The organism is Galbibacter sp. PAP.153 (genome assembly GCF_037029175.1).
In the GTDB taxonomy this organism is placed as follows: Bacteria; Bacteroidota; Bacteroidia; order Flavobacteriales; family Flavobacteriaceae; genus Galbibacter; species Galbibacter pacificus.
In genome coordinates this window covers 24,893-44,796 of the sequence record NZ_JAZEUN010000030.1, presented here as the reverse complement: position 1 = coordinate 44,796, position 19,904 = coordinate 24,893, and the positions used below count along the sequence as shown (strand labels likewise).

The 19,904-nt window shown below is 44.2% G+C and carries 17 protein-coding genes; 3 read left to right on the top strand and 14 right to left on the bottom strand.

The features are described from left to right. The first annotated feature begins 128 nt into the window (after positions 1-128). Both UXI14_RS16340 and UXI14_RS16335 read left to right on the top strand, forming a co-directional pair. Complete coding sequence (locus UXI14_RS16340; RefSeq protein ID WP_335967057.1) at positions 129-380, top strand: type II toxin-antitoxin system HigB family toxin; 252 nt, start codon at positions 129-131, stop codon at positions 378-380. 98 nt (positions 381-478) lie between these two features. Continuing rightward, entirely contained in the window at positions 479-1,039 is a 561-nt protein-coding gene (locus UXI14_RS16335; RefSeq protein WP_335967056.1) for a helix-turn-helix transcriptional regulator, read from the top strand. 183 nt (positions 1,040-1,222) lie between these two features. Here the strand turns inward: UXI14_RS16335 and UXI14_RS16330 are convergent, their stop codons facing one another. The 12 genes from UXI14_RS16330 to UXI14_RS16275 all read right to left on the bottom strand — a co-directional run bounded on the left by UXI14_RS16330 (position 1,223) and on the right by UXI14_RS16275 (position 16,464). Continuing rightward, positions 1,223-2,050 (bottom strand): DUF4138 domain-containing protein, encoded by an 828-nt coding sequence (locus UXI14_RS16330; RefSeq protein ID WP_335967055.1) that lies wholly within the window; start codon positions 2,048-2,050, stop codon positions 1,223-1,225. Between the two features lie 11 nt (positions 2,051-2,061). Next, a complete protein-coding gene (gene traM, locus UXI14_RS16325) occupies positions 2,062-3,012 on the bottom strand; it encodes a conjugative transposon protein TraM (protein WP_335967054.1) in 951 nt (316 codons plus the stop codon). 12 nt (positions 3,013-3,024) lie between these two features. Continuing rightward, a complete protein-coding gene (locus tag UXI14_RS16320; protein ID WP_335967053.1) occupies positions 3,025-3,639 on the bottom strand; it encodes a conjugal transfer protein TraK in 615 nt (204 codons plus the stop codon). A 33-nt stretch (positions 3,640-3,672) separates the two neighbouring features. Continuing rightward, positions 3,673-4,515 (bottom strand): hypothetical protein, encoded by an 843-nt coding sequence (locus tag UXI14_RS16315; RefSeq protein ID WP_335967052.1) that lies wholly within the window; start codon positions 4,513-4,515, stop codon positions 3,673-3,675. Positions 4,516-4,518: 3 nt separating this feature from the next. Then, positions 4,519-5,112: a conjugal transfer protein gene (locus UXI14_RS16310; RefSeq protein WP_335967051.1), complete on the bottom strand. Its 594-nt coding sequence runs from the start codon at positions 5,110-5,112 to the stop codon at positions 4,519-4,521. Between the two features lie 4 nt (positions 5,113-5,116). Continuing rightward, the gene (locus UXI14_RS16305) at positions 5,117-7,516 is read right to left on the bottom strand and encodes a TraG family conjugative transposon ATPase (RefSeq protein WP_335967050.1); all 2,400 of its coding nucleotides are present in this window, start codon (positions 7,514-7,516) and stop codon (positions 5,117-5,119) included. Then, positions 7,500-7,781, bottom strand: coding sequence for a hypothetical protein (locus UXI14_RS16300; RefSeq protein WP_335967049.1), 282 nt, complete (start codon positions 7,779-7,781; stop codon positions 7,500-7,502). Before UXI14_RS16300 ends, UXI14_RS16305 begins: the two co-directional genes overlap by 17 nt. Continuing rightward, positions 7,781-8,068: a hypothetical protein gene (locus UXI14_RS16295; RefSeq protein ID WP_277900113.1), complete on the bottom strand. Its 288-nt coding sequence runs from the start codon at positions 8,066-8,068 to the stop codon at positions 7,781-7,783. Before UXI14_RS16295 ends, UXI14_RS16300 begins: the two co-directional genes overlap by 1 nt. A 602-nt stretch (positions 8,069-8,670) precedes the next feature. After that, positions 8,671-9,990, bottom strand: a complete 1,320-nt coding sequence (locus UXI14_RS16290) for an OmpA family protein (protein ID WP_335967048.1) — start codon at positions 9,988-9,990, stop codon at positions 8,671-8,673. Between the two features lie 23 nt (positions 9,991-10,013). Beyond that, positions 10,014-13,754 carry an MBG domain-containing protein gene (locus UXI14_RS16285; RefSeq protein WP_335967047.1) on the bottom strand — a complete coding sequence of 1,247 codons (3,741 nt, stop codon included), beginning with the start codon at positions 13,752-13,754 and terminating at the stop codon, positions 10,014-10,016. Positions 13,755-13,891: 137 nt separating this feature from the next. Beyond that, complete coding sequence (locus UXI14_RS16280) at positions 13,892-14,521, bottom strand: response regulator transcription factor (RefSeq protein WP_335967046.1); 630 nt, start codon at positions 14,519-14,521, stop codon at positions 13,892-13,894. Then, positions 14,518-16,464: an ATP-binding protein gene (locus UXI14_RS16275; protein ID WP_335967044.1), complete on the bottom strand. Its 1,947-nt coding sequence runs from the start codon at positions 16,462-16,464 to the stop codon at positions 14,518-14,520. Before UXI14_RS16275 ends, UXI14_RS16280 begins: the two co-directional genes overlap by 4 nt. 347 nt (positions 16,465-16,811) lie before the next feature. Between UXI14_RS16275 and UXI14_RS16270 the strand changes: the two genes are divergently transcribed. Next, complete coding sequence (locus UXI14_RS16270) at positions 16,812-17,600, top strand: GIY-YIG nuclease family protein (protein ID WP_335967058.1); 789 nt, start codon at positions 16,812-16,814, stop codon at positions 17,598-17,600. Between the two features lie 52 nt (positions 17,601-17,652). Here UXI14_RS16270 and UXI14_RS16265 read toward each other — a convergent pair whose 3' ends face one another. Then, positions 17,653-19,134, bottom strand: a complete 1,482-nt coding sequence (locus UXI14_RS16265; RefSeq protein WP_277900107.1) for a DASS family sodium-coupled anion symporter — start codon at positions 19,132-19,134, stop codon at positions 17,653-17,655. Further along, the gene (locus tag UXI14_RS16260; RefSeq protein WP_335967043.1) at positions 19,131-19,889 is read right to left on the bottom strand and encodes a DUF4886 domain-containing protein; all 759 of its coding nucleotides are present in this window, start codon (positions 19,887-19,889) and stop codon (positions 19,131-19,133) included. Before UXI14_RS16260 ends, UXI14_RS16265 begins: the two co-directional genes overlap by 4 nt. Positions 19,890-19,904 lie beyond the last annotated feature (15 nt).

Sequence of the window (19,904 nt, the reverse complement as noted above, 5' to 3'; positions counted from 1 at the left end):
TACACACCAAATCCAACTATTTTTAAAATCTAATCGGTAGTTTTGAGACAGACTGACGTTGGCAGTAATAAAAGAAAATATAAAAAGTTCTGTTTTAATCCGAACTTTTTATATATTTGCAATAGCATATGAGACTGACCAACAAGAAAATATTAGAAAAGCTTAAAAGAAAGAACAGAGGAAATATTCCTTTGACCAAAGCTATCGACCAACTGATTAAGGATATTAACGATAATAATTGGAAGAATCAAACTGAACTGAATAAGACAAGAAAAGATGCAGACAACGTTCATAGCGATGGGTTTTATTTTTTTAACATCAATATTCACAGAACAATGATTTTAATTGAGTTTGATGACAACGAAGCTACTGCTGTTTGAGTTGGAACACACCAAGAATATGAAACGACCTTTAAAAACAACAGAAATACTATTAAAAAGTGGTTAAAGTCTAATGATTGGATTTAAAAAATAAGATTATGAAAACACAATTCGACATATCAGAACTAATTGAAAATGGGAAAATCCGAAATGAACTCGATTTTGAAAGAGCAATGATTGCGGACAGAAAATTGCGTGTTCTTGCAAAGGAAAATCCGAAATTCAAATCTGTACGAAAAAAATTAAGAGATTTAATTGAGCAGTACGAAAATAAAAATTGGAGTGTTGATTCTAATATTTCTGACAAAAAACTACGAGAAAGCGATGTTGCGGAATTGATAGCCGAAAAAGAACGGTTATTTATCCAGCGAAGAAAAGAGCTTATCCGAAAAAAATTAAAGAATTTAAATCTAACACAACAAGACTTTGGGAAAGTTTTGGGACACCAAAGCAAATCTTATATGTCTGAACTGATAAACGGAGTAAGTCCTTTTTCCTTAAAAGATTTGATTGTTATCAATAGAATTTTAAAAATTGATTTAACCGATTTGGTTCCAACTTTTCTGCCACAATCTGATAGAGTAAAAATTAGAACAACGATTAAAAAATTGGATAATCCAAAACTGAAATTAAGTAAAGACGATTTAGCATTAGCGTAAAATTACTACTGCCAATAATGGCTCCTATGAAAAGCACTAGCCCAATTCTCCAAAGTTAATATTTATTTTTTTTCTACCTCATAATGTTGTTTTTGGGGTGTTGAATCGTTGATAATTCCGTCAGGATTATCAATCATTCAATACCATATAACTTGCTCCGCATAAAATACAAGCTCAACTTATTTATGGAATAGTTAATAGGCTTATATGGGGGTGTCTTAATGTTACCTGCATCGATCTGCTCCCGTTTCGTTCCTCCACAGAAACCCTTAAGCGTTCATTCCCCGTAAAAACATACTTGGGAAGTACGAACACAAATTTTTTGATAGCTCCTTTTTGTATAATGGTAGGTGCCTGCCATGAAAAAATAGGTTGTATGGGCACCTCTTGATAGGAAGATTTCCGTTTTTTATTACCGACCACGCTTGCTATCCTTACCGCATCTACCTCATAATCTATCCTGGATTTATTGATAAGGGCCATCACCAGAAACATTTCATCGTTTTCATAAAGCAGCTTGTGGATTTTTAATGCAAGTTTATTTTTCCTTTTCATGGCCAGTCTCTCCGACTTTTGCTTTACTAAAAACCTTGAAAATTTAGTGTAGTACACCTTTGTTAAAGAATCGGGTCTGGATGCTGAAACAGGCTTTTTAACTTCCGGTTTTTCCCGGCCGATACGCTCTTTTTTATCCAAGAAATAATTCAACCGGGGAAGGCTTTCCGTATATTTTATAATATAGGTATATACGTTTCCCTTGGTGGTAATGGCCAAAAGGTTTCCGGGGGGTCCCGGTAGCGCTTGCAACAGTCCAAAATACTGCCCGGACTCCCTGTTGTAGTTAAACGTAAAATGTTCACCGCCTACAATGGCCTGTCTTATGGGGGCGGGAAAAAATACCGCCACCACCTTTTTGTCATTTCCGTATAAGGTATCCAATACCTCCGTCTGAGTTTGTGCATGGGCCAAAAAAGTGAGCATCAGTATTCCTGTACATATGGGTGTTTTCATCGTTTCTTTTTTTAATGATCAGTTGGTTTTAACAGTAAATGGTAGTTGTCATGGACTGTGACCTTTACCTTTCGGTTGTTTCTTTGAAAAATCCGTTTGATCCCGTTTACCTGGGGCAACCCGGCTATGTTTATATCTTCCACCACATCGCCCAAGACTTCCTTTCGGGCCTGTTCCCGAAAACTGTTCTTGATATAGATGCCTTCCCCGCCGTCCTGCAGGTCATAGGCCGTCATTGCTATTGGAATGCCCGTGATATTATCAATACGCAATAAGGTCCGGTTGGGCTTAAAGGATACCATCCCGTACACCGGGGTGTGCCGTTTAAAGTGCCTTCTGCCTATGGTAACCGCTTTTTCAAGTTTTAACGCCAAACGCTCGTGTGCCTTAACGCGTTGTGTCCCCTTAACGGTTACGGGAATAGCGGCCGTTTGTTTTCCGGCTACCGATAAGGCCGGGGTTGTTTTAGGGTTGGAGGCAAAAAACAGTTGATGCGCCAGTGCCAGTTCCTTGATTCGGGCCGCTCTTTCTTTCATCTGTTCCTTTTTGGATTGCTCCCGCTTTTTAACAGCGCTGTTAGTCACTGCTTTTGAAGTTGGGCTCCGGTATGAATGCAGTTTTTGATACCGCTGTTTTCCCAACTCGTACACACTGTCCATGATCCGTTTCTTTTCCATGTCCGACAGGTTTTTGTTGTAATATCCCGAGCTGTCGAGATACTTTTCCGGGTATACACTCGGCACCGTGGTCTCCCGCTCATCTTCCAGGGCATCTACGGCTTCCAAACGGGATTTATATGTTTCTGTATCTTTTTCCAGTTCGGGAACCGTTACCGTTCCCTTCTCTAAAAAGGGCTCTTTGCCCCCTCCAAAAGTCAGGATTCCATAGGCCCCGATAAATAGGAGGGCAAAGAGCACCATTCCCATAAAGATCAGTTTCTTTTTGTCTTTTGTCCATTCCATAATCTTAAAAGTTTAAGGGTTTAATTTTTGCAGGCTGTTTTCATAGAAATCCGTTATCAAAAGCCCATGCGGGTTGTGCGGAAAATTCCGTGCAATACGGATAAGTTTCCCGCTGGTCACCAGCTTGTACCGGTCGGTCACCCCGCCTCTTTTGATTTCAAAGTACACTTGCGTTTCAAATACAAAGGGCTTCTTGTCAAGATGGACTTTGGGCTGTACATCGGTTACTTTTTGCAAAAGGGCATATTGCAGCAACCGGTTATAGACCCCTTCAACTTTTTTTTGGCGGTAGACTTCATCCACCGAGCTGTCCCCCAACCAGAGGGCTTTTTTAAGTTGTGCTTTATAACTCCCGGCATCCAGTCCATAAAAGCAACGGTGAAAACGATCCAGGTGCGCCAGCGCCTCCACCTTTAGGCTCTCCCGTTCCGTGGCTACCTTTAAGGGGATCACATCCCCATGACGGCCAATCACAAAGGCATTTCGAAGGGTTTCTTTATGGAGTCTGATGACCAGTAGCAGGGAGACTACCGAGGTAATCACACTCCCAATTATAGAAGCAAGCACAAGGAGCCGGTTTTGCCCCAGTACCCGGTAAATGTTCTTATAAGGTGTTTTTAGTTTCATCTGAGAAGTCTTGTAATTTGTATGGTTTGTTACTTAGTTTCCTGTAAACAGTCTAAAGACAAAGGAGGTCGCCCTCTTGTACAGTTTAAATTTGATGAGCACGATAAAGCCCACAGTGGCCAGTTCGATCAGCGGCGCAAAAAATTCAGACCCCCAATCAGTTCCAAAAAGGTCATTCCAGAAATTCCCGCTGATTTCCCGATAGAGGTTGTTGACAAAGACATTGACCAGGAAAAAGGCCGGTACCAGCATGTACACGCCGGTATAGAGCTTAAAATAATTATAGGCGAGCCCCCGGAATTTTTCAAAAACCGCCAAACTGATCACCAGTGGAAAGAAAGCCTGCATGATCCCCAAAAGAAAATAGCGCTCTGTCAAAAACAGCGGATAGATAAACAGGTCCATCAACCACAAGAAAACGGCTAGGATAAAGGCCAGGAGCTTCATGCCATAGAGCGGGGTCACCAGGGATTCATAGAGTAGGGCCAATGCCTTTTTGGCGGCCTCCATAGCGCCCACTTCCCGCTCGATCTCCACATCCTGTAACTGCAAGGGAAGGAGCGCTGGGGCCGTATCCCTGTAACTGCTTTCTACCGCTACCAAAACCCCATCAAAAAAACCGAGTATTTGTGTGGAGAAGATCACCAGCAGCACCACAGCGAAATTTTTGATCAGCTCCCCCGGGGAAAGCCCCCAGGTATAACCATCACGATCTGCCACCCCTTCATGGTATTTCTTCAGGATATTGACCAAGAACAAAAGCACCGCCAGCGATTTGACCCCGGTAATGGTATATTGGGAAAAGTCACTGTTTTTTATCACCTGAAAAACAGCGTCCACATATTCCAGCCCGATATTTAATGTAAAAACCGACATATTCTAATAATTTGCATTTCTGCCATTGATAACGGCCTGCATCTTCCGGAAGGAAATGATCTCATGGTACCTTCGCAGCTTATTTTCAATCTCGGCCACCATCTCCTTGGACCGTTGTTCTTTTTCCGTCAAGAGCCGTACCCGGTCCGCATCGGTCATCTTCAGCAGGTTACTGGATAGGATCTGTTCTACGTATTCCAGGCTTTCCACGGCGTTTACCATGATGGCATCAAAGGAATCCGATATCCGCCCTGTTTCATCCGCTTTGATATAAGGGGAGCGCAAGACCTCTTGCAGGTCGGACCGTACCATTTCAAAAAGGCGCTGGTTGTTTGCCGTCAGTTCCTTGAGCGCCCGGAGTTGCCGTATCACCGAATTGACCTTTTCCAGGTTTTCCTTTTGCTGTTTTAAAAATTCCACGGTCCGGATCATCTGGGAGGTCTGCTTTCCGGATTCGATAAGCTGTTTGGCCAGGCTGATAAAGTTGGTATTGTCATACACCGGCATCCCCTGGCACGTAGCACGTGCAGGCAGGCATAAAAAAGTTATGGTCCATAAGGCTATTATATATAACCGTATTTTCTGTTTTGTTTTCATAGTCTCATGTTTTTTGATGTTGTTTTACAAATATCCGGATGGCCTTTTCCATACAGCCCGACCGCTTATACAATTGCAGGATGTGTTCGCTTTCTTTCCCGTCGGTCAGATAGGCGGCGTAGACCTCCGGGGGTACTTCCAACCGGAATACATTGCCCTGTTTGCCAATTTTGATAAAGACCTCGGTGTATGTCCGTGCTCCCGTAAAGTTGTTCCGGAGCGAGGCGAGTTGATCATGGTCATGACCGGAGAGCTGGAGCCGTTGTACCAGTGCGTCATACCCCTTTTCATTGCGCAGGCTGTAGATTACCTGCGTATTCTCCAAAATGCTGGCCGAGGCACTGTTCTGTGGCAGTTGGTTGATGGATTGCAGGATGATCCCGATGGCACCGTTCTGCTTCCGGATGGCCTGGTAATAAAACGCCACGCTCTCCAATACGTTTTTGAACTTCAATTGCTTGGCAAATTCATCGAAGAGGATGATGCCCCGTTCGGACCGGTTCCGCCAGATGGTACGCTGCACCGCGGTCTTTATGAGTTTGAGCATCACCGAGAGTATCTCCTTGTTGTCCCGGATCTCGTCCAGTTCAAAAACGATGAGCCGTTTGTCCTCCAGACGGAAACTCCGGTCTTCTTCCGTACCAAAGAGAAAACCGTACAGCCCTCCCTTTACATATTCCGAGAGGATGTGCAAAAAGGCATAGGGGCTAAAGTCGGTTTCCCTGATAGCCAGCGCTTTTAAAATACTTTCTTTTCTTGCACTCACAAATCCGTACAGGGAATTCAGGGAATGCCCCTTACGCACCTTTCTGTAGTAATACAGCAGCACTTTTTTTAAAGCGACTTCTTTACCCTTGGAAAAAGGGGCGTCACCGGCCATCAGCTCGGAAAGAAAGACCATTAGGTCCTCCAGGCGCTCCGGGGTCAGGTCGCTCTCCGAGGCCAGGTAAAAAGGATTGATGCCGAGGCTTTTCCCTTCTTGGTAGCGCAACAGGAGGTGGTCATCGGGATAGAGTTTGGCAAACTTCGTATAGGAACCGCCCAAGTCAATGATGACCAATCGGACACCGTCCTCAAAATATTGCCGGAGGATGTGATTGGCCAAAAAGGATTTTCCTTCCCCGGTGGGGGCAAAGATGGCAAAGTTGCGTGCCTTGATACGTTTTTTATCCCTGTCCCAGACATCTTTTTTTACCGGGATGTTAAACTGCCGGTCATTAAAGACAATCCCTTTCTTATCGGACCGGTAATTGGTGGTATTGACCCATAGGCAAAGGGCGTGCTTTAAGTCCGTCACATACAGGTCGGCATTTGAGAAATTGGAACTGTGGGTAAAAAATGAATTCAGAAAATAGCTTTTCCGGTCTTCGCCCTTAGGGGCATAGGGCATGATATCCAGTTCCTTAAAAACGGCCTTTACTTTTGAAGAAATGTTATTGAGCCGCCCGGCTTCCGGGCTCCAAAAAAGGACGTTCAGGTGCCCGCGAACAATCCGGGCACTTTCATCGGTATTGAGCCTTTCCAGGACCTGCCCGACCTTGTCAAGGGTCACTTTGTTCCGGGAACCGAAACGAGCACTTTTGCGCAGTTCCTCCACCCGCTTGTCCAATAACCTGCGCCATTGGTGCCTGTCATCGATATACAGGATATGGTTGATGATATGATCCGCTTTTATATCCAGTCCGAGCCCGTCGATAAAACCCTGATGAAACTCAAAGGTATCCGAGGTATACTTGGGGTTTGCCTTACTGCTCTGTACCCCTTCCCCAAAACAGCCCTCATGGGTGACCGCCAGTACGTCCACATACTGATCGCCGGCCTGAATTGCCTGCCCTCCCAACAGCACATCGGTATCCACCTCCCTTTGAAACCCGTTGAAATAACCCTTTGTAAGTTCTTTTACAAGCTCACAAGACATGGGCGATAAGTATAGCTGTCGGCTGTTATTGATATAGGCCACGGCATCGGAAACCGCCCGGGTGAACTCCCGGATTTTTTCATCGGTTTTTCTGTAGGACCCCTTTCCAAGTTTTCGAAAGGGATTGGCCGAGACGGCTTTAAGGGGCATCGGACAGGTAAAAAACAGATAACTCTCATGGGATAGGTATTCCCGGTCTTTAAAATGACGATAGGTGGCTTTTTGTAAAAAATGTTTTCGGGGGAGTTCTGCTCCCTGGTAGTTCTTTTTTCGGTACCATTCCTGTTTATGGATTACCGTTCCCACAGGCAGGGCCTTTAATCCCTGAAACCAGGTCCCATGGAGTTTTTCAAAATCGGATTCCGATAGGGAATATACCTCGGGAAGTGACGCTTTATAGCACAGTACCAGATTGCCGTTGGCGGCAAAGACTGTATGGCCCTGTATGTCCAGAATGGGATGGTATGTGTTAAAATTGATCTTCATTGTTTAAAAAGTTTGATTTTTTATTGGAAATGGTCCGGGGCAGTCGTGATCGAAGCGTGAACGAAAGGCATGCACTGTTTAACAGCCCTGCATACAGCGCTCCATTAAAGAGAAAAAGGCTTATGATAATCCAAAGCTTAAAGGAAAATATAATGACCAAGAGCGACCCGATGACCGAAGCCATCATAAGGGCGAACAGGGAGATGGACAGCCCCATGATGACAGCACCCTTTCGGATATTTCTATAGACGGCGAACTGTTTCATCAGACCACGATTCCGATGAGATAGGTAAAGATCCCGACCACGGCCCCGGCTATCAGGACAAAGACCAATACCCGGGTAATCCCTCTCTTCAGGTCGGCGTTCTCCCCGAAGAAATGTCCGGCGTTGAACAAGAAGCCCACTAAAAAGATGACCCCTAAAGTCATGGGAAAAATTGTCCGGATGGTATCGGAGATATTGGCTACCGAATCTTCGATGCCGCCAATCTGTGCAAAGAGGATTTTTGAAGCTCCCAAAAATGCACTTATAGATAATTGTAATTTTCGCATAACAAAACTTGTTTAAATTCTACGTCTGTTTTTTGATATGTGAAAGCTACTGTATATATCGATTCAAATTACTGAACATCAGTAATTTGAGGATAACATATGCGTTGCTGCCGTTTATGTCCTTTTAAGGGGTATTCTTTGCAAATCATATGAGAAACCAATAAGGGAGTGTTGATAAGTGAAGAACTCAGAATGATGGCGGAGGGAAAAAACGTCAAGTTTATAGGACGGGAGGGAATTAAAACTATGTATGCAGACCCTTTATGCATGGATTAAGATGTAATAAATAAAGCACATAATCGGACAATTTCCGATTATCTTATAAAATAATTACATAATGAACTTTAGAATAATGATAGAATTGTATGCGGAAGCCCCCTATATCCAGACATTTAATTTTACAGTTGCTTAGCAATTATAAGAGCCCAAAATGATAAGATTAGTGAGTTACTCAAAAGCAAAGATCTTATGGCTATTAGAAGAGGGTTATATATGACCGGTTCTACACTGTATCTACCATCACCGGAACCATTTTTAATAGCAAACCATCTGAGGGGACTGTGGTGCTTCATTAATTGCCTTTTTAAAAGACACTGTCCCTTTTATTCTTCCGAAATCACATCGATGGAAACCCTTCTGTTCTTCTCCCTGTTTTCAGCAGAAGTGTTGGGCAGCAAAGGCTCCGATTCCCCTTTTGATATCAACTCCATCCGGTCCCTGGACACCCCTTGTGCCTCTAAATAAGAGGCCACCGCCTCCGCCCTTTCCATCCCGATACTTTCATTTAAGGGTTCACTTCCCACATTGCACGTATAACCTGTGATCTGGAGCTGTACGGGCTCCCCTTTGTTCAACATCCCGGCAATGGTGTCCAACCGTCCTGTCAATGCTTCGGGTATGTCCGTCCGGTCGATATTGCCGAAGATCAATGGTTCTTCTATATAGGCAAGTTCTGTAGCACTTAATGTCGGCTCCTTTGGTATTGCCTCTTTCTCTTTTTCCGCAACTACCACTGGTTCAGTCTGCTGTTTTTCCACAGGCCCTTCCGCTATAACCTCCTCCTGCTCTTTCTCTTGGAATTCATTGTTTTTACCGAGCTTAAATCCTAGCTTTAATTGAATTCCTGCCGAGAGGTAATTACTCTTCTCTACAATCCCTTGCGCGGACATCGCACCATTGGCCGGCACCTCTTCAATACCTTCCGGGCTATAACCCACTATATTTTGAGGCTGCTTATCATCCTGCAGGTCCGTAAGGCCGTAATCCGCATAAATACCGGTATACAATTGCAAGTGTCCCTTTAATTTGAATGTCAGGCCTCCCTCTACGCTCAATAACACCGATGTTCTTAGCGATACACTGGTATCGTCTTCCCAGTTGTTGACAGTACCGAACCCATGCACCGGAAGGTCGTTTATCTCCAGGTCCAGATCGGGATAGTAACCGCTCAGGGACAATGTCTGCGCACTGGCCTTTATTTTCTGTCCGGTCGGGAACAATACCTTTCCCCCAAGACCTATATAAAATCCTGTTTTTGACGAGATATTTCCCCTGTACTGCAACAGCAACGGAACGGCAAAAGAATAAAAGTGCTGCTCTTCTTTATAACTTACGGCGCTTACCCTGTACTCAAAAGCCGACTCCTGATCGTCTATCTCATTGGAGGAGACTTGCCGACCATCGTCCAGCTCAAAGGTATTACTGTTATATTGTGCTTCTATCCCGGTCTGGATGCCCCAATGATCGTTTAAAAAATAGGTATATCCAAAACCAATACCCCCTCCAAGACCCAAGGATCCATCGCCCACGGGGCTCTCATAAAAGATCCCTGATAGTCCCCCATTTAATTTGAACGTTATTTCCTGGGCCTGTCCTAATAGTACCCCTATCAGTAACAGGCCTGTTAATAATTTTATTTTCATCGGTTGCTGATTGATTTGCTGTTTTATCTTACCAAAAGGTTTACTGTCCTTCTCTCGCCATTGGGCAGGCTTAGCGATACCACATATATTCCCGATTGCGGGGGCGCGCCAAGCCTTGTCCGGTTACCGGTCGCCGGGAGCGTTTGCAGGGCCCTTCCATTGAGGTCGATGATACTGACGGTGGCCCCGTTCAATAGCGACCCTTCAAAATCGCTCTCCAGGACAAATGCTGCGTTCGCCGCTACGGGATTGGGCAGAATGCTGACTTTTTTAGTGAATTCTTCTCCCGACAGTTCCAGCGAACAAGAGGTGATGACCGCTCCGCCTTCCGTGGTTGCCGTTACGCGATAGCTGCCGTCCAAAGGGCCGTTCTCATGATAATACTGCCCGGTGGCACCCGGGACGGCCATACCGTCCTTATACCACTGGTAACCCACAAAGTCCCCGCTGCTGTTGTCAAATACCAGGACATCGCCCCAATGCCGGCGGATAAGACCGGCCTGGCTTATAAGCACCCGTTTTTCCACAGAAGTGGCCGGGAGATGGTTCTCATCGCCCGGTTGATGTGCCATGGCCAAGGTGCTCCCCGATAGCTTTTTATGTAAAACACCCGCCATGACCCCTGCAATGGACGGGTCCCGTACCGTATAGGTTACAGGTAGTCCGCTACTGGCCGTTGCGGTCAGGGCGATTTCAGGACCGCTGTCACAGCTGAAGTTCAATTCCTGGTCCCAGGTTATCTCCTGAGCGGCTTTGGCTATTACGAATTCAGAAGTTTCAAAGGCAATGTCGTAATTGTCCCCTGCGCTTAAATCCCCCAGATCGATCGGATAGCTTCCCGCTCCTTCTCCCGGGGCCCTCGACAGGGCCCCCGTTAAGACGTTTTCGGTATCGTTGTTTACAAGGCCGTCAACTGTATAGGCCAGCTCAGGGTCGGGCGCCCCATAAACCTTCATCTGACCGGCATTGGCCGAAACGGTCAAAGTGGCCGGCGTGATCACAAGTTCACCTGTAGTGTAATTGATCGTATAATTTACTGAAGTCTTACCACTGGCCGTGATCGCATAAGTCCCCGCATCTTCGCCTGTGGCACGGGCTACCGTCAGGCTGCCGCCAAGGTCCGCCTCATCATCATCGCTCACAAAGCCCGAATAGCTTACCGTCAACGTTGGGTCGGCTTCGCCGTAAACCTTGGACTTGCCTTCTGCTGCTACCGTCAGGGTTGCCGGGTTCACCGTTAATGTTCGGTGTACCGGTACTGCAACATTGGTCGTTTCGTCCCCGTTCTGGGCCGCGGTAATTACTGTGGCCCCCGCTTTGAGGACGGTGGCCTGATTGCCGCTGATGCCGACTATCGACGGGTCGTCTGCCGTATAGGTTACGGTCAAACCTTCGTCTGTCTGTAGTTCGCCCAGGGTGAACGGTACAGCTCCATACGTCTTGGGGGCAATGGCCCCGAAGGCAATGGCCTGGTCCACCTTTACCGGGCCCTCCGGCGCGCTCTCTGCGGTCGCGCCCAGGTCAATCCCGTCATTGGGGGTGACCCCAAAGCTGATGTATTTTCCCCTGTCTTCATTCTGCAGCGCATATTGGCCGGAAACCGCCCCTGCAATTGCCGTTTTCCCGCTTCCGGAACTATCATCGGCACGGTACCACTTATATGCCGTCCCGCTTTCCGTATCCCCGTCGGGGTCACTGAAGGTGTAGCCGGCCGTCAAGGCCTCTCCTACCGTAAGCGGCCCAACTATAGAAAGGTTGTTCACCGAAGGGGCTTCATTGGTGTCCTTTGTACTGGTATCCGTCACCGGAGAGCCCACATTTCCTGCAGGATCCTCCAAGGTTACGGAAAGGGTGACCGTCCCATCTTCCAGTCCGGAAAGGTCAATCCCCGTAATTTGGGCGGTAGCCGTGCTGATGGCTCCGGTTCCGGTAACGGCCGTGCCGCCCCCGCCACTGGAGAACGTATAATTATAGGTGGCCCCCGCTTCGGCCCCTGCAAAGGTATAGCCTATGGCAGGTTGATTGGATCTATCGATGGGGTCCTGGTCTATCGATACACTATAGCCATTTGGTGCGGTCTGGTCCAGGACGGCCGAATTGTCGGTGACAACATTTCCCGTATTCCCGCTGTCATCGGTAAGGGAAGCGGTGACCGTCAAGTGGCCGTCCATCAAACTGCTGAGGTCCACGGTCAACGTTTCTTCTGAGCTACCAACCAATTTGTTACCGGTAATAGTCGCCGTATTCCCGTCCCCGCTGGAGGAAATGACATAATTTAGCGTCGAGCCCACTTCCGCGCCGGAAATGGTGAACGAAGTAACTGCCGCTTCCGTGGCGTTGACCAGGGCATCGTCCCAGGCCGAAGAATATCCGGAAGGGGCCTCAGCGTCTTTGGTGCCCGTAGCAACGGCATCGGCCCCGTGGTTTCCTGCCGGATCGCTCAGGTATGCCGTCAAGGTAATATGGCCATCGGCCAGACCGGAGAGGTCAAACCCTGCGCCACCGTTATCAAACTGCTGGTTAGCGGAAGTGACCGTACGGGTACCTGATACCATACTGCCCCCTGCATCACTTTCAAAGGAATAGTGCAAGGTGGCGCCCACCTCCAGCCCCGAGCCCGAAAACTCAATGAGTGATTCATTGATACTGTTGATCAGCGATTCTCCCAATAAATCCATGGAAACCGAATATCCGGAGGGTGGGGTATTATCGGGAGTAATCAACGTTATATTCTCCATGGTAGTACAACCGTTATTATCTGTTATGGTACAGGTATATGTCCCCCCTGCAAGACCGGTAGCCGTAGGAGCAGTTCCTCCGGAAGGAGACCAATAATAGCTATAGGGGGGTACGCCTCCGGTTGCTGTAACGCTTGCCGTTCCGTCATTGACAAATTCCGTAGTAGGATCGGTTTTTGTAATACTACCGCTCAGTACCGTAGGTTCTGTTATTGTGAAGTTTTTCACTATGGACCGATCACTATTATCTGTAATTGTACATGTGTATGTTCCTGCAGAAAGCCCTGTAGCAAGACTTCCGGTGCCCCCGGAAGGACTCCAGGCATATGTATAGGGTGGATCTCCGCTTACTACCACTACGGAAGCACTCCCTGAATTATCTCCATTGCACCCTACATTGCCTTTAGTGGTAGAAGCTATTAGCGGTGGCAGGTCATCGTCGGAGGATACGCTTATATCATCGATCCAAAAATCACTATTAGCCTGCAGGTTGATGCTTATACTGGTTACTTCAATATGCTGAGTTATTTCATTCTGATAAACAGTATATGCCCCAGAACTCATCGGGGTATTGTCGGTATAGGTTTCTGTCCCACCCCCGGCTTTATGATAGTTGATTATATAAAATGGCGGAAGGGATATTCCTCCCGATCCATCGTATGAATTTATTCCCTCCCCCTTCAACCAAAAACCATAAAAATAGAATGGTTGGTTATCTACCCGTTTGAATAGTAAGGTTTCTGTACTTGCTCCTTGTTTTCTTAAACATGCTGAATTGTTTTTCCCTCCGGTAGCCGGAGCAGTCAGATCTCCATTAATACCATTGCTAATAGAGTATTCAACGCCATTTATAGTAAAAACAGCTTTATCAACCCACGTACCTCCTTCACTTGATAATACAGGTGGGGTAGAAAAATCATAAGTGGTTTGCGCTATTGCATTCCATGTAAAGCAGGCAAATAACACGAAGGATAAGAACTTTCGATTTCCTGTAATCAAGGTTATCGAGTAGACAAAAATTGTCATAATCAGTAGTTTAGGTTAGTTCCGTTAATAATTAAGAAAAAACGTTCTGCGAATAGTTTCTTCAGATAACAATCACAAAACTACGACAAGATCCATGAGCAAGAAATAAGTACCACTACGTATTATTCATTTTAAAATTATAACAAGCTGTCAATGTTTTTTTGTACCCATAAGACTAAAGCGTGAGGACTGCTATCCAAATGTAATTTTTTAACTACATTGCTGCGGTGTTTTTCCACCGTTCGTTTGGAAAGGAATAAACTGTCTGCGATTTCTTGTGAAGTCATGTTTTTTGCAATCAGTCTGAGTATTTTTACTTCTGACACTGTTAGATTCTTTATTTCCTCGTTTTTAGGGTCATACAAGCTGGCATTTTTGATCGTAGAACTAACATAATTCTTATGTGATAAAAGCACATCGATACATGTCAACAATTCAGATAATGCATCTTCTTTAAGGATGTAGCCATCGATGCAAAGACCAATGTTCCTTAAAATATCTTCATTCTTGTGCAGGGATAGTATTATTATTTTTATGTGGAACTGTTTCCCCTTTAACGCGCGGGCAACTTCAATACCATTTAGAACAGGCATATCCATGTCCAGGATCGCAAAATCCGGCTGCTCCTTCAGGATTTGATTAAATGCATCATTCCCATTGGTGGCAACTCCTTTTATTAAAAATCCGTTTTTACTCAAAAAAGCAGCATTCCCTTCTAATATAAGTGGATGGTCATCTGCTAAAATAAAGGATAAACCGTTACTCATTTTTTTGGAATTTTTAAATGCACTATCGTACCTTCATTGACAATACTGGTTATCTTAAAAGATGCCCCAATGGCCATGGCCCTCCCTCGCATGGTTCTCATTCCTAACGAATTATTTACATCCGTCTTTTTAGGGGACACAAACCCCTTCCCGTTGTCTTTTACAATAAAATTAATAGCGTCAACCTCGGCATTCACTACCAGGGAACAAGCTTTTGCTTCAGAGTGCTTTATGACGTTATTAAGTGCTTCTTGAAGAATCCTAAAAACATGTAAGTGCTTTTCTTTACATAAGTTACGTCCTATGTTTTCTTTTTGATCAATTTGTTCGGAGAAAAAGATTACGGTGTTCTCCTGTAATACTTTAATGGTGTCTTTCAGTGATTGTATTAACCCGATTTTTTCAAACTTATACGGGTGAAGGTCTTGGGAGATATCCCTAATGCCCTTTATGGTATTGTCTACAATAGATACATCTTCATTTTCATCTTTACTTAAGAACTTATTTTTAATGATCAGCAGGTTCTGTCCTATACTGTCATGCAAATCACCAGCGATACGCTCACGCTCTTTTTCGATTGACAGGAGCATGTTTTCGTAAAACGCCTTTTGAAGTCTTTGATTGTGCTTTTGAAATGCTCGCGACCGCAATAAATAAATCACTGAAAATATGCTCACCAAGCAAATACCGCCTATAAGTATCCATTGTGATTTGAGTTTGTTTTTAGCTCCTAACAGCGAGATGTATTGTTTTTGTTCCGAAATTTCTAAATCCTTTTTTTGCATTTCAAATTGGCTTTGAACATATGCAAAACGCTTTCTGGAGGTGCTTTTTTCTATGGAGTCCTTTAATTTTATATAATTTTTATAATGCATCAACGAACTTCCCAAGTCCCCTGTTTCTTGATAGTTTTGTGCCAATAAATATTCAAAAGCCAAAATGTTTTCAGGTTCCTTGGATTGTTTCACATTTTCAAGCACGGCCAACAGATAGCCATTTGAATTTTTATAATCTTTATGCGCAAAAGCATTTTGGGCCCGGGCAAGCGAATAATAGGTTTTTAAAAAAGTACTTCCCTGTTCCCCTTCCATCAAAGCGATCATCTTTTTTAAATGGTGGTCAGATTCATCCAATAAGTTTTGACGGGCAAATACATAGGTGGCACAAGCACTCGTTAGGATTGCTATAATATTTTTTGCATTCGAAGTCATTTGATCCTTCAGTAAAAGTGCTTGCCTGACATGGTAAAGTTCTTTATCGGATTGATGTTGCGTGGTTGCTTCAATAGCGGCCGTTATATGTGCCATTACAACCACCTCTACTTCATCAATTTTATCGCTCCATAAAAAAATAGGGGTTCGTGCCTCATCAGCTTCATTAAACAATCCATTATTCCCCAACAATCTGCTTAAGCCATTTTGAGACCATAGAAAAGAAATGGTGTCCTTTTGTTGTAGAAAAATCTCAGAAGCTTTTTTAAAATAGGTAACACTCGCTATCAAGCTATTTATTTTAGAGCTATTTTCACCGGCCTTTAAATATATATAAGCATACGCACTGATGACCGAATCTCTTTTTGGCTCCAAATGGGACATGGCCTGTTCAAGGATTTCCAACGAGGCATGGTATTTCTGGAGGTATGTTGCTGCCTCTGCATAGGCGATGTAATACTTGGCAACTTGTTGAATATTATGGATCTTTGGAAGATGTTGCTTGAAATTTTTTAATGAATCATAGACAGCTTTATGATTCATTCTGTAATAGATATCATAATTAGCCAGAGCATTTTGTATAACAATCGCAGCTTCCCAATCTTCATTTTTCTTGGCGATTGACAGATATTCCTCAAAGCTTCGGGCATCGCCTTCATTATCTATAACTTTTCCGGATTTAATTTCTTCAACGCTTAACCGAAATTGTTCTATAGGTACTTGACTCGGCACGACACTTTTGTGGGCATAACATGAAACACATAAAATCAACCAAATAAAGAAGGGTTTTTTCCTAAAAATTTGCAGACAGTTCCTCTTCTTGGCTACGAACTCTTTACGATCTGATGTATCCATTATTGATTGAAAGTTTGTAATATGCTATTAACCTGGGCGTCGTCTGTCCGTAAAATTAACAAAACAGTCTTATTTTTAGTGTTCCATCATCAGTTTATGGATTGAATCTACGCTTTCCACCACAGAAATGTTTAAAGTTAATATTATTTTTACATATTTAAGCCATTTGGCTTTATGGGACGCTTATTATTGCATCATCATTTAGATTGATTTAAAAAGGCTATATTTTTATCAAACAAGTATCACAAATATCGGAATTACCGACACTGCCCGGCGTTTATTTCTTTTATGACCGGAGCGGTCAACTTATCTATATCGGTAAGAGTATCAATATACAGAAACGGGTACAGCAGCATTTCTCCGGCAAAGACAGAAAATCACAAAAGCTACAGTTCTTTACCAAAAGAATTTGCTATGAAGGTATGGGCAGTGAACTTATTTCTTTACTTTACGAATCCCATCTCATCAAAGAATACCATCCGATCTATAACCGTTCGCAACGCCGTAAAATAAATCAATATGGTCTTTTTCTCCATGAACGTTCTGGCTATAAGGCGCTTATGATTGACAAAATAAAGCCGGAAACCAATGCCATTACTGTATTTTCTTCATTGACAGAAGCAAAAAACACCCTCTTTCGAATTACAGGGAAACACAAGCTCTGCCAAAAAATAAATGGGTTGTATAAAACCAAAAACTATTGCTTTCAATACCAGGTAAAGGAATGTTACGGTGCCTGTATGTCCGTTGAGCCGGTAAATTCCTACAACAGCCGGGTTGAGGACTTTTTAAAGAATGCCAATTTAGAAAAACTGACCAAACTGGTTGAGCTCCAAGGGAGAAATGATAATGAAACCGGACTGGTTTACATTGAAAATGGAGCCTACAAAGGGTTTGGATTTTGCCCTAAAGGCACCCCTATAGACGCCCGATTGCCTTACATAAAGGCTTATGATGACAATAGGGATATTCAACGAATCTTGCAAAACTACCTTCAAAGGGTACCCCTTTAAGAGACCGCCCTTATAGAACAGTCTCTTAAAGGAAGCTAACCGGATTGTATGATTATGGAGCTATTAACCTCATAAAATGCTGGACGTCTTTGGGGTCGAACCCCCAGATCAGTGGCAAAAGAAAATAAACCGTCAGGGTTAAGATTAAAATAGAAATTACGTTCATCCATAGGCCCGTTTTTATCATATCGGGGATTTTTAAATATCCCGAACCGAACACAACGGCATTTGGAGGAGTCGCTACCGGGAGCATAAATGCACAAGAAGCAGCGAGGGTAGTGGCAACCATTAAAACGTAAGGATTAATCTCCAGAGACAGGGCTACAGGTGCCAGTATGGGTAATAGCATGGCGGTAGTTGCTAAATTGGAAGTTACCTCCGTAATAAAATTAACAGCTGTGATTATTACAAGAATGAGCGCCAACAAGGGTAAACCGTTTAAAAGCTTTACCTGGCTTCCGAACCATGTCGCCAAGCCGGTAATTTCAAAACCGGAAGCCAATGCCATGCCACCGCCAAAGAGTAAAATAATCCCCCAGGGCATTTTAACGGCTTCTTTCCATGTAATGATGGGATGCCCTTTCCTGGTGGTAGGTAATATAAACAGCAGGAGGCCGGCGGTGATTGCTATTATTGTATCATCGATGTTTGAGATGATATGCTGTAACAGAAAAGACCGGGTGATCCAACAAAAAGCAGTAAGAATAAAAAGGCCCAGGACGGTCTTCTCTTCCGGTTTCATCGGTCCCAGCTCATGGAGCAATCGTTGAATCTCTTCTTTACCACCGGGAAATTTTTTCTGTTTGAAGGTAAAGGCATGATGTGTGAGGTAATACCATCCGATTATTAAAAGCACCACGGAGATCGGGAAGCCTATTTTCATCCATGTCATAAACGAAATTTCAATATGATAAGTCTCCTCTATAAAGCCAGCAAATACAAGATTTGGCGGGGTTCCGATTAATGTAGCCACGCCGCCTATGGAAGCACTGTAGGCAATTGAAAGCATCAAGGCCTTGCCGAAAATTAGATTCTCATTTTCTTCGGTCAGGGGATTGTCTTTCAACTGGGATACGATGGACATTCCAATGGGCAGCATCATCACTGAAGTAGCCGTATTTGAAATCCACATGGATAAAAAAGCAGTGGCTACCATAAAACCCAATATGATTCGCGTGACATTTACCCCTATGAGTTTTATAATGTGGAGCGCAATGCGTTTATGTAAATTCCACTTTTCAATGGCAATTGCCAACATAAACCCTCCCATATACAGAAAAATATATTTGTGTCCGAAGGAAGCGGTCGTTGTTGAAATATCCACCGCTCCGGTTATCGGAAATAAGATAATGGGCAGTAGGGCCGTCACTCCGATCGGGATGACTTCCGTTATCCACCAAACGGCCATCCATAAAGTGATGGCCAGCATATCAAAGGCACTTTCCGACATCCCTTCAGGGGTACGCATACACTGAAGCGAAAAGAATATCAGCGGGCCTAAAATCAAAAAAACGATACGTCTTTGGGAGATCATTCTTGAATAAGCTTGGTTGTAAACTCGGTTTCCTCGACAAGTTGCCGTAAAAACACTCCTGTTTCATGGTGAATAAAAGATAAAATGACCTGTTCTCCGCGCTGGTCTTTTGACAACAATCGGTCCGGAACGTCTTTTACCGAATTGCCCGTCAAAGCTTTATACATGATTAAGCCTATTAGATAGGAACCGATGGACGAGGGGTGTTTGTCATCAAAATAAAAATTGAGGTCCGGACGTAATTTTCGGGCTTTCATAAAAATGTCCCCCACCGGAATGGCCTCCGTATTTAATTCATGGGCCAATGCATTGTATTTATTTGAAATAACGTCCTGCATTAACGGGTTCGATAAATAAGCCCATGTCATCATTAAATAGGGTTTGGCCCCTGCTTTGACCACGGCCCCGGCCAACTTTTTTCCATATTCGTCAAATCGCCCGGGGGCTTCGATGGTACTCAAACTATGGTCCTGTAAGATGACGTAATCCCATGGTTTGCTTTTTAACAAAAGGCGTGTCTGCGAGCCTCTTTTTTCATTGTAATGTTCTTCCCAGGTTGCCCCTCCTATGGTAGATTGGTGAACTTCCATGGGGTAGCCGTCTTCCGCGGCCATGGCATTTACCATTTGCGGCATGTTCCAAAAGTACGTAAAACTGTTTCCTACCATGAGGACCTTTTTCGGCATGGCTTTTTGAGCAGTGAGCCATAGGGGAGCCGTTATGAACAGTAGAAGGAATATTTTTAGATGTTTCATTTTTTATGTGTTATT

Bases quoted from the DNA above. Each gene is read 5' to 3' on its own strand.
- UXI14_RS16340 (WP_335967057.1), top strand. From the start codon at position 129: ATGAGACTGACCAACAAGAAAATATTAGAAAAGCTTAAAAGAAAGAAC.
- UXI14_RS16335 (WP_335967056.1), top strand. From the start codon at position 479: ATGAAAACACAATTCGACATATCAGAACTAATTGAAAATGGGAAAATC.
- UXI14_RS16330 (WP_335967055.1), bottom strand. From the start codon at position 2,050: ATGAAAACACCCATATGTACAGGAATACTGATGCTCACTTTTTTGGCC.
- traM (WP_335967054.1), bottom strand. From the start codon at position 3,012: ATGGAATGGACAAAAGACAAAAAGAAACTGATCTTTATGGGAATGGTG.
- UXI14_RS16320 (WP_335967053.1), bottom strand. From the start codon at position 3,639: ATGAAACTAAAAACACCTTATAAGAACATTTACCGGGTACTGGGGCAA.
- UXI14_RS16315 (WP_335967052.1), bottom strand. From the start codon at position 4,515: ATGTCGGTTTTTACATTAAATATCGGGCTGGAATATGTGGACGCTGTT.
- UXI14_RS16310 (WP_335967051.1), bottom strand. From the start codon at position 5,112: ATGAAAACAAAACAGAAAATACGGTTATATATAATAGCCTTATGGACC.
- UXI14_RS16305 (WP_335967050.1), bottom strand. From the start codon at position 7,516: ATGAAGATCAATTTTAACACATACCATCCCATTCTGGACATACAGGGC.
- UXI14_RS16300 (WP_335967049.1), bottom strand. From the start codon at position 7,781: ATGAAACAGTTCGCCGTCTATAGAAATATCCGAAAGGGTGCTGTCATC.
- UXI14_RS16295 (WP_277900113.1), bottom strand. From the start codon at position 8,068: ATGCGAAAATTACAATTATCTATAAGTGCATTTTTGGGAGCTTCAAAA.
- UXI14_RS16290 (WP_335967048.1), bottom strand. From the start codon at position 9,990: ATGAAAATAAAATTATTAACAGGCCTGTTACTGATAGGGGTACTATTA.
- UXI14_RS16285 (WP_335967047.1), bottom strand. From the start codon at position 13,754: ATGACAATTTTTGTCTACTCGATAACCTTGATTACAGGAAATCGAAAG.
- UXI14_RS16280 (WP_335967046.1), bottom strand. From the start codon at position 14,521: ATGAGTAACGGTTTATCCTTTATTTTAGCAGATGACCATCCACTTATA.
- UXI14_RS16265 (WP_277900107.1), bottom strand. From the start codon at position 19,134: ATGATCTCCCAAAGACGTATCGTTTTTTTGATTTTAGGCCCGCTGATA.
- UXI14_RS16260 (WP_335967043.1), bottom strand. From the start codon at position 19,889: ATGAAACATCTAAAAATATTCCTTCTACTGTTCATAACGGCTCCCCTA.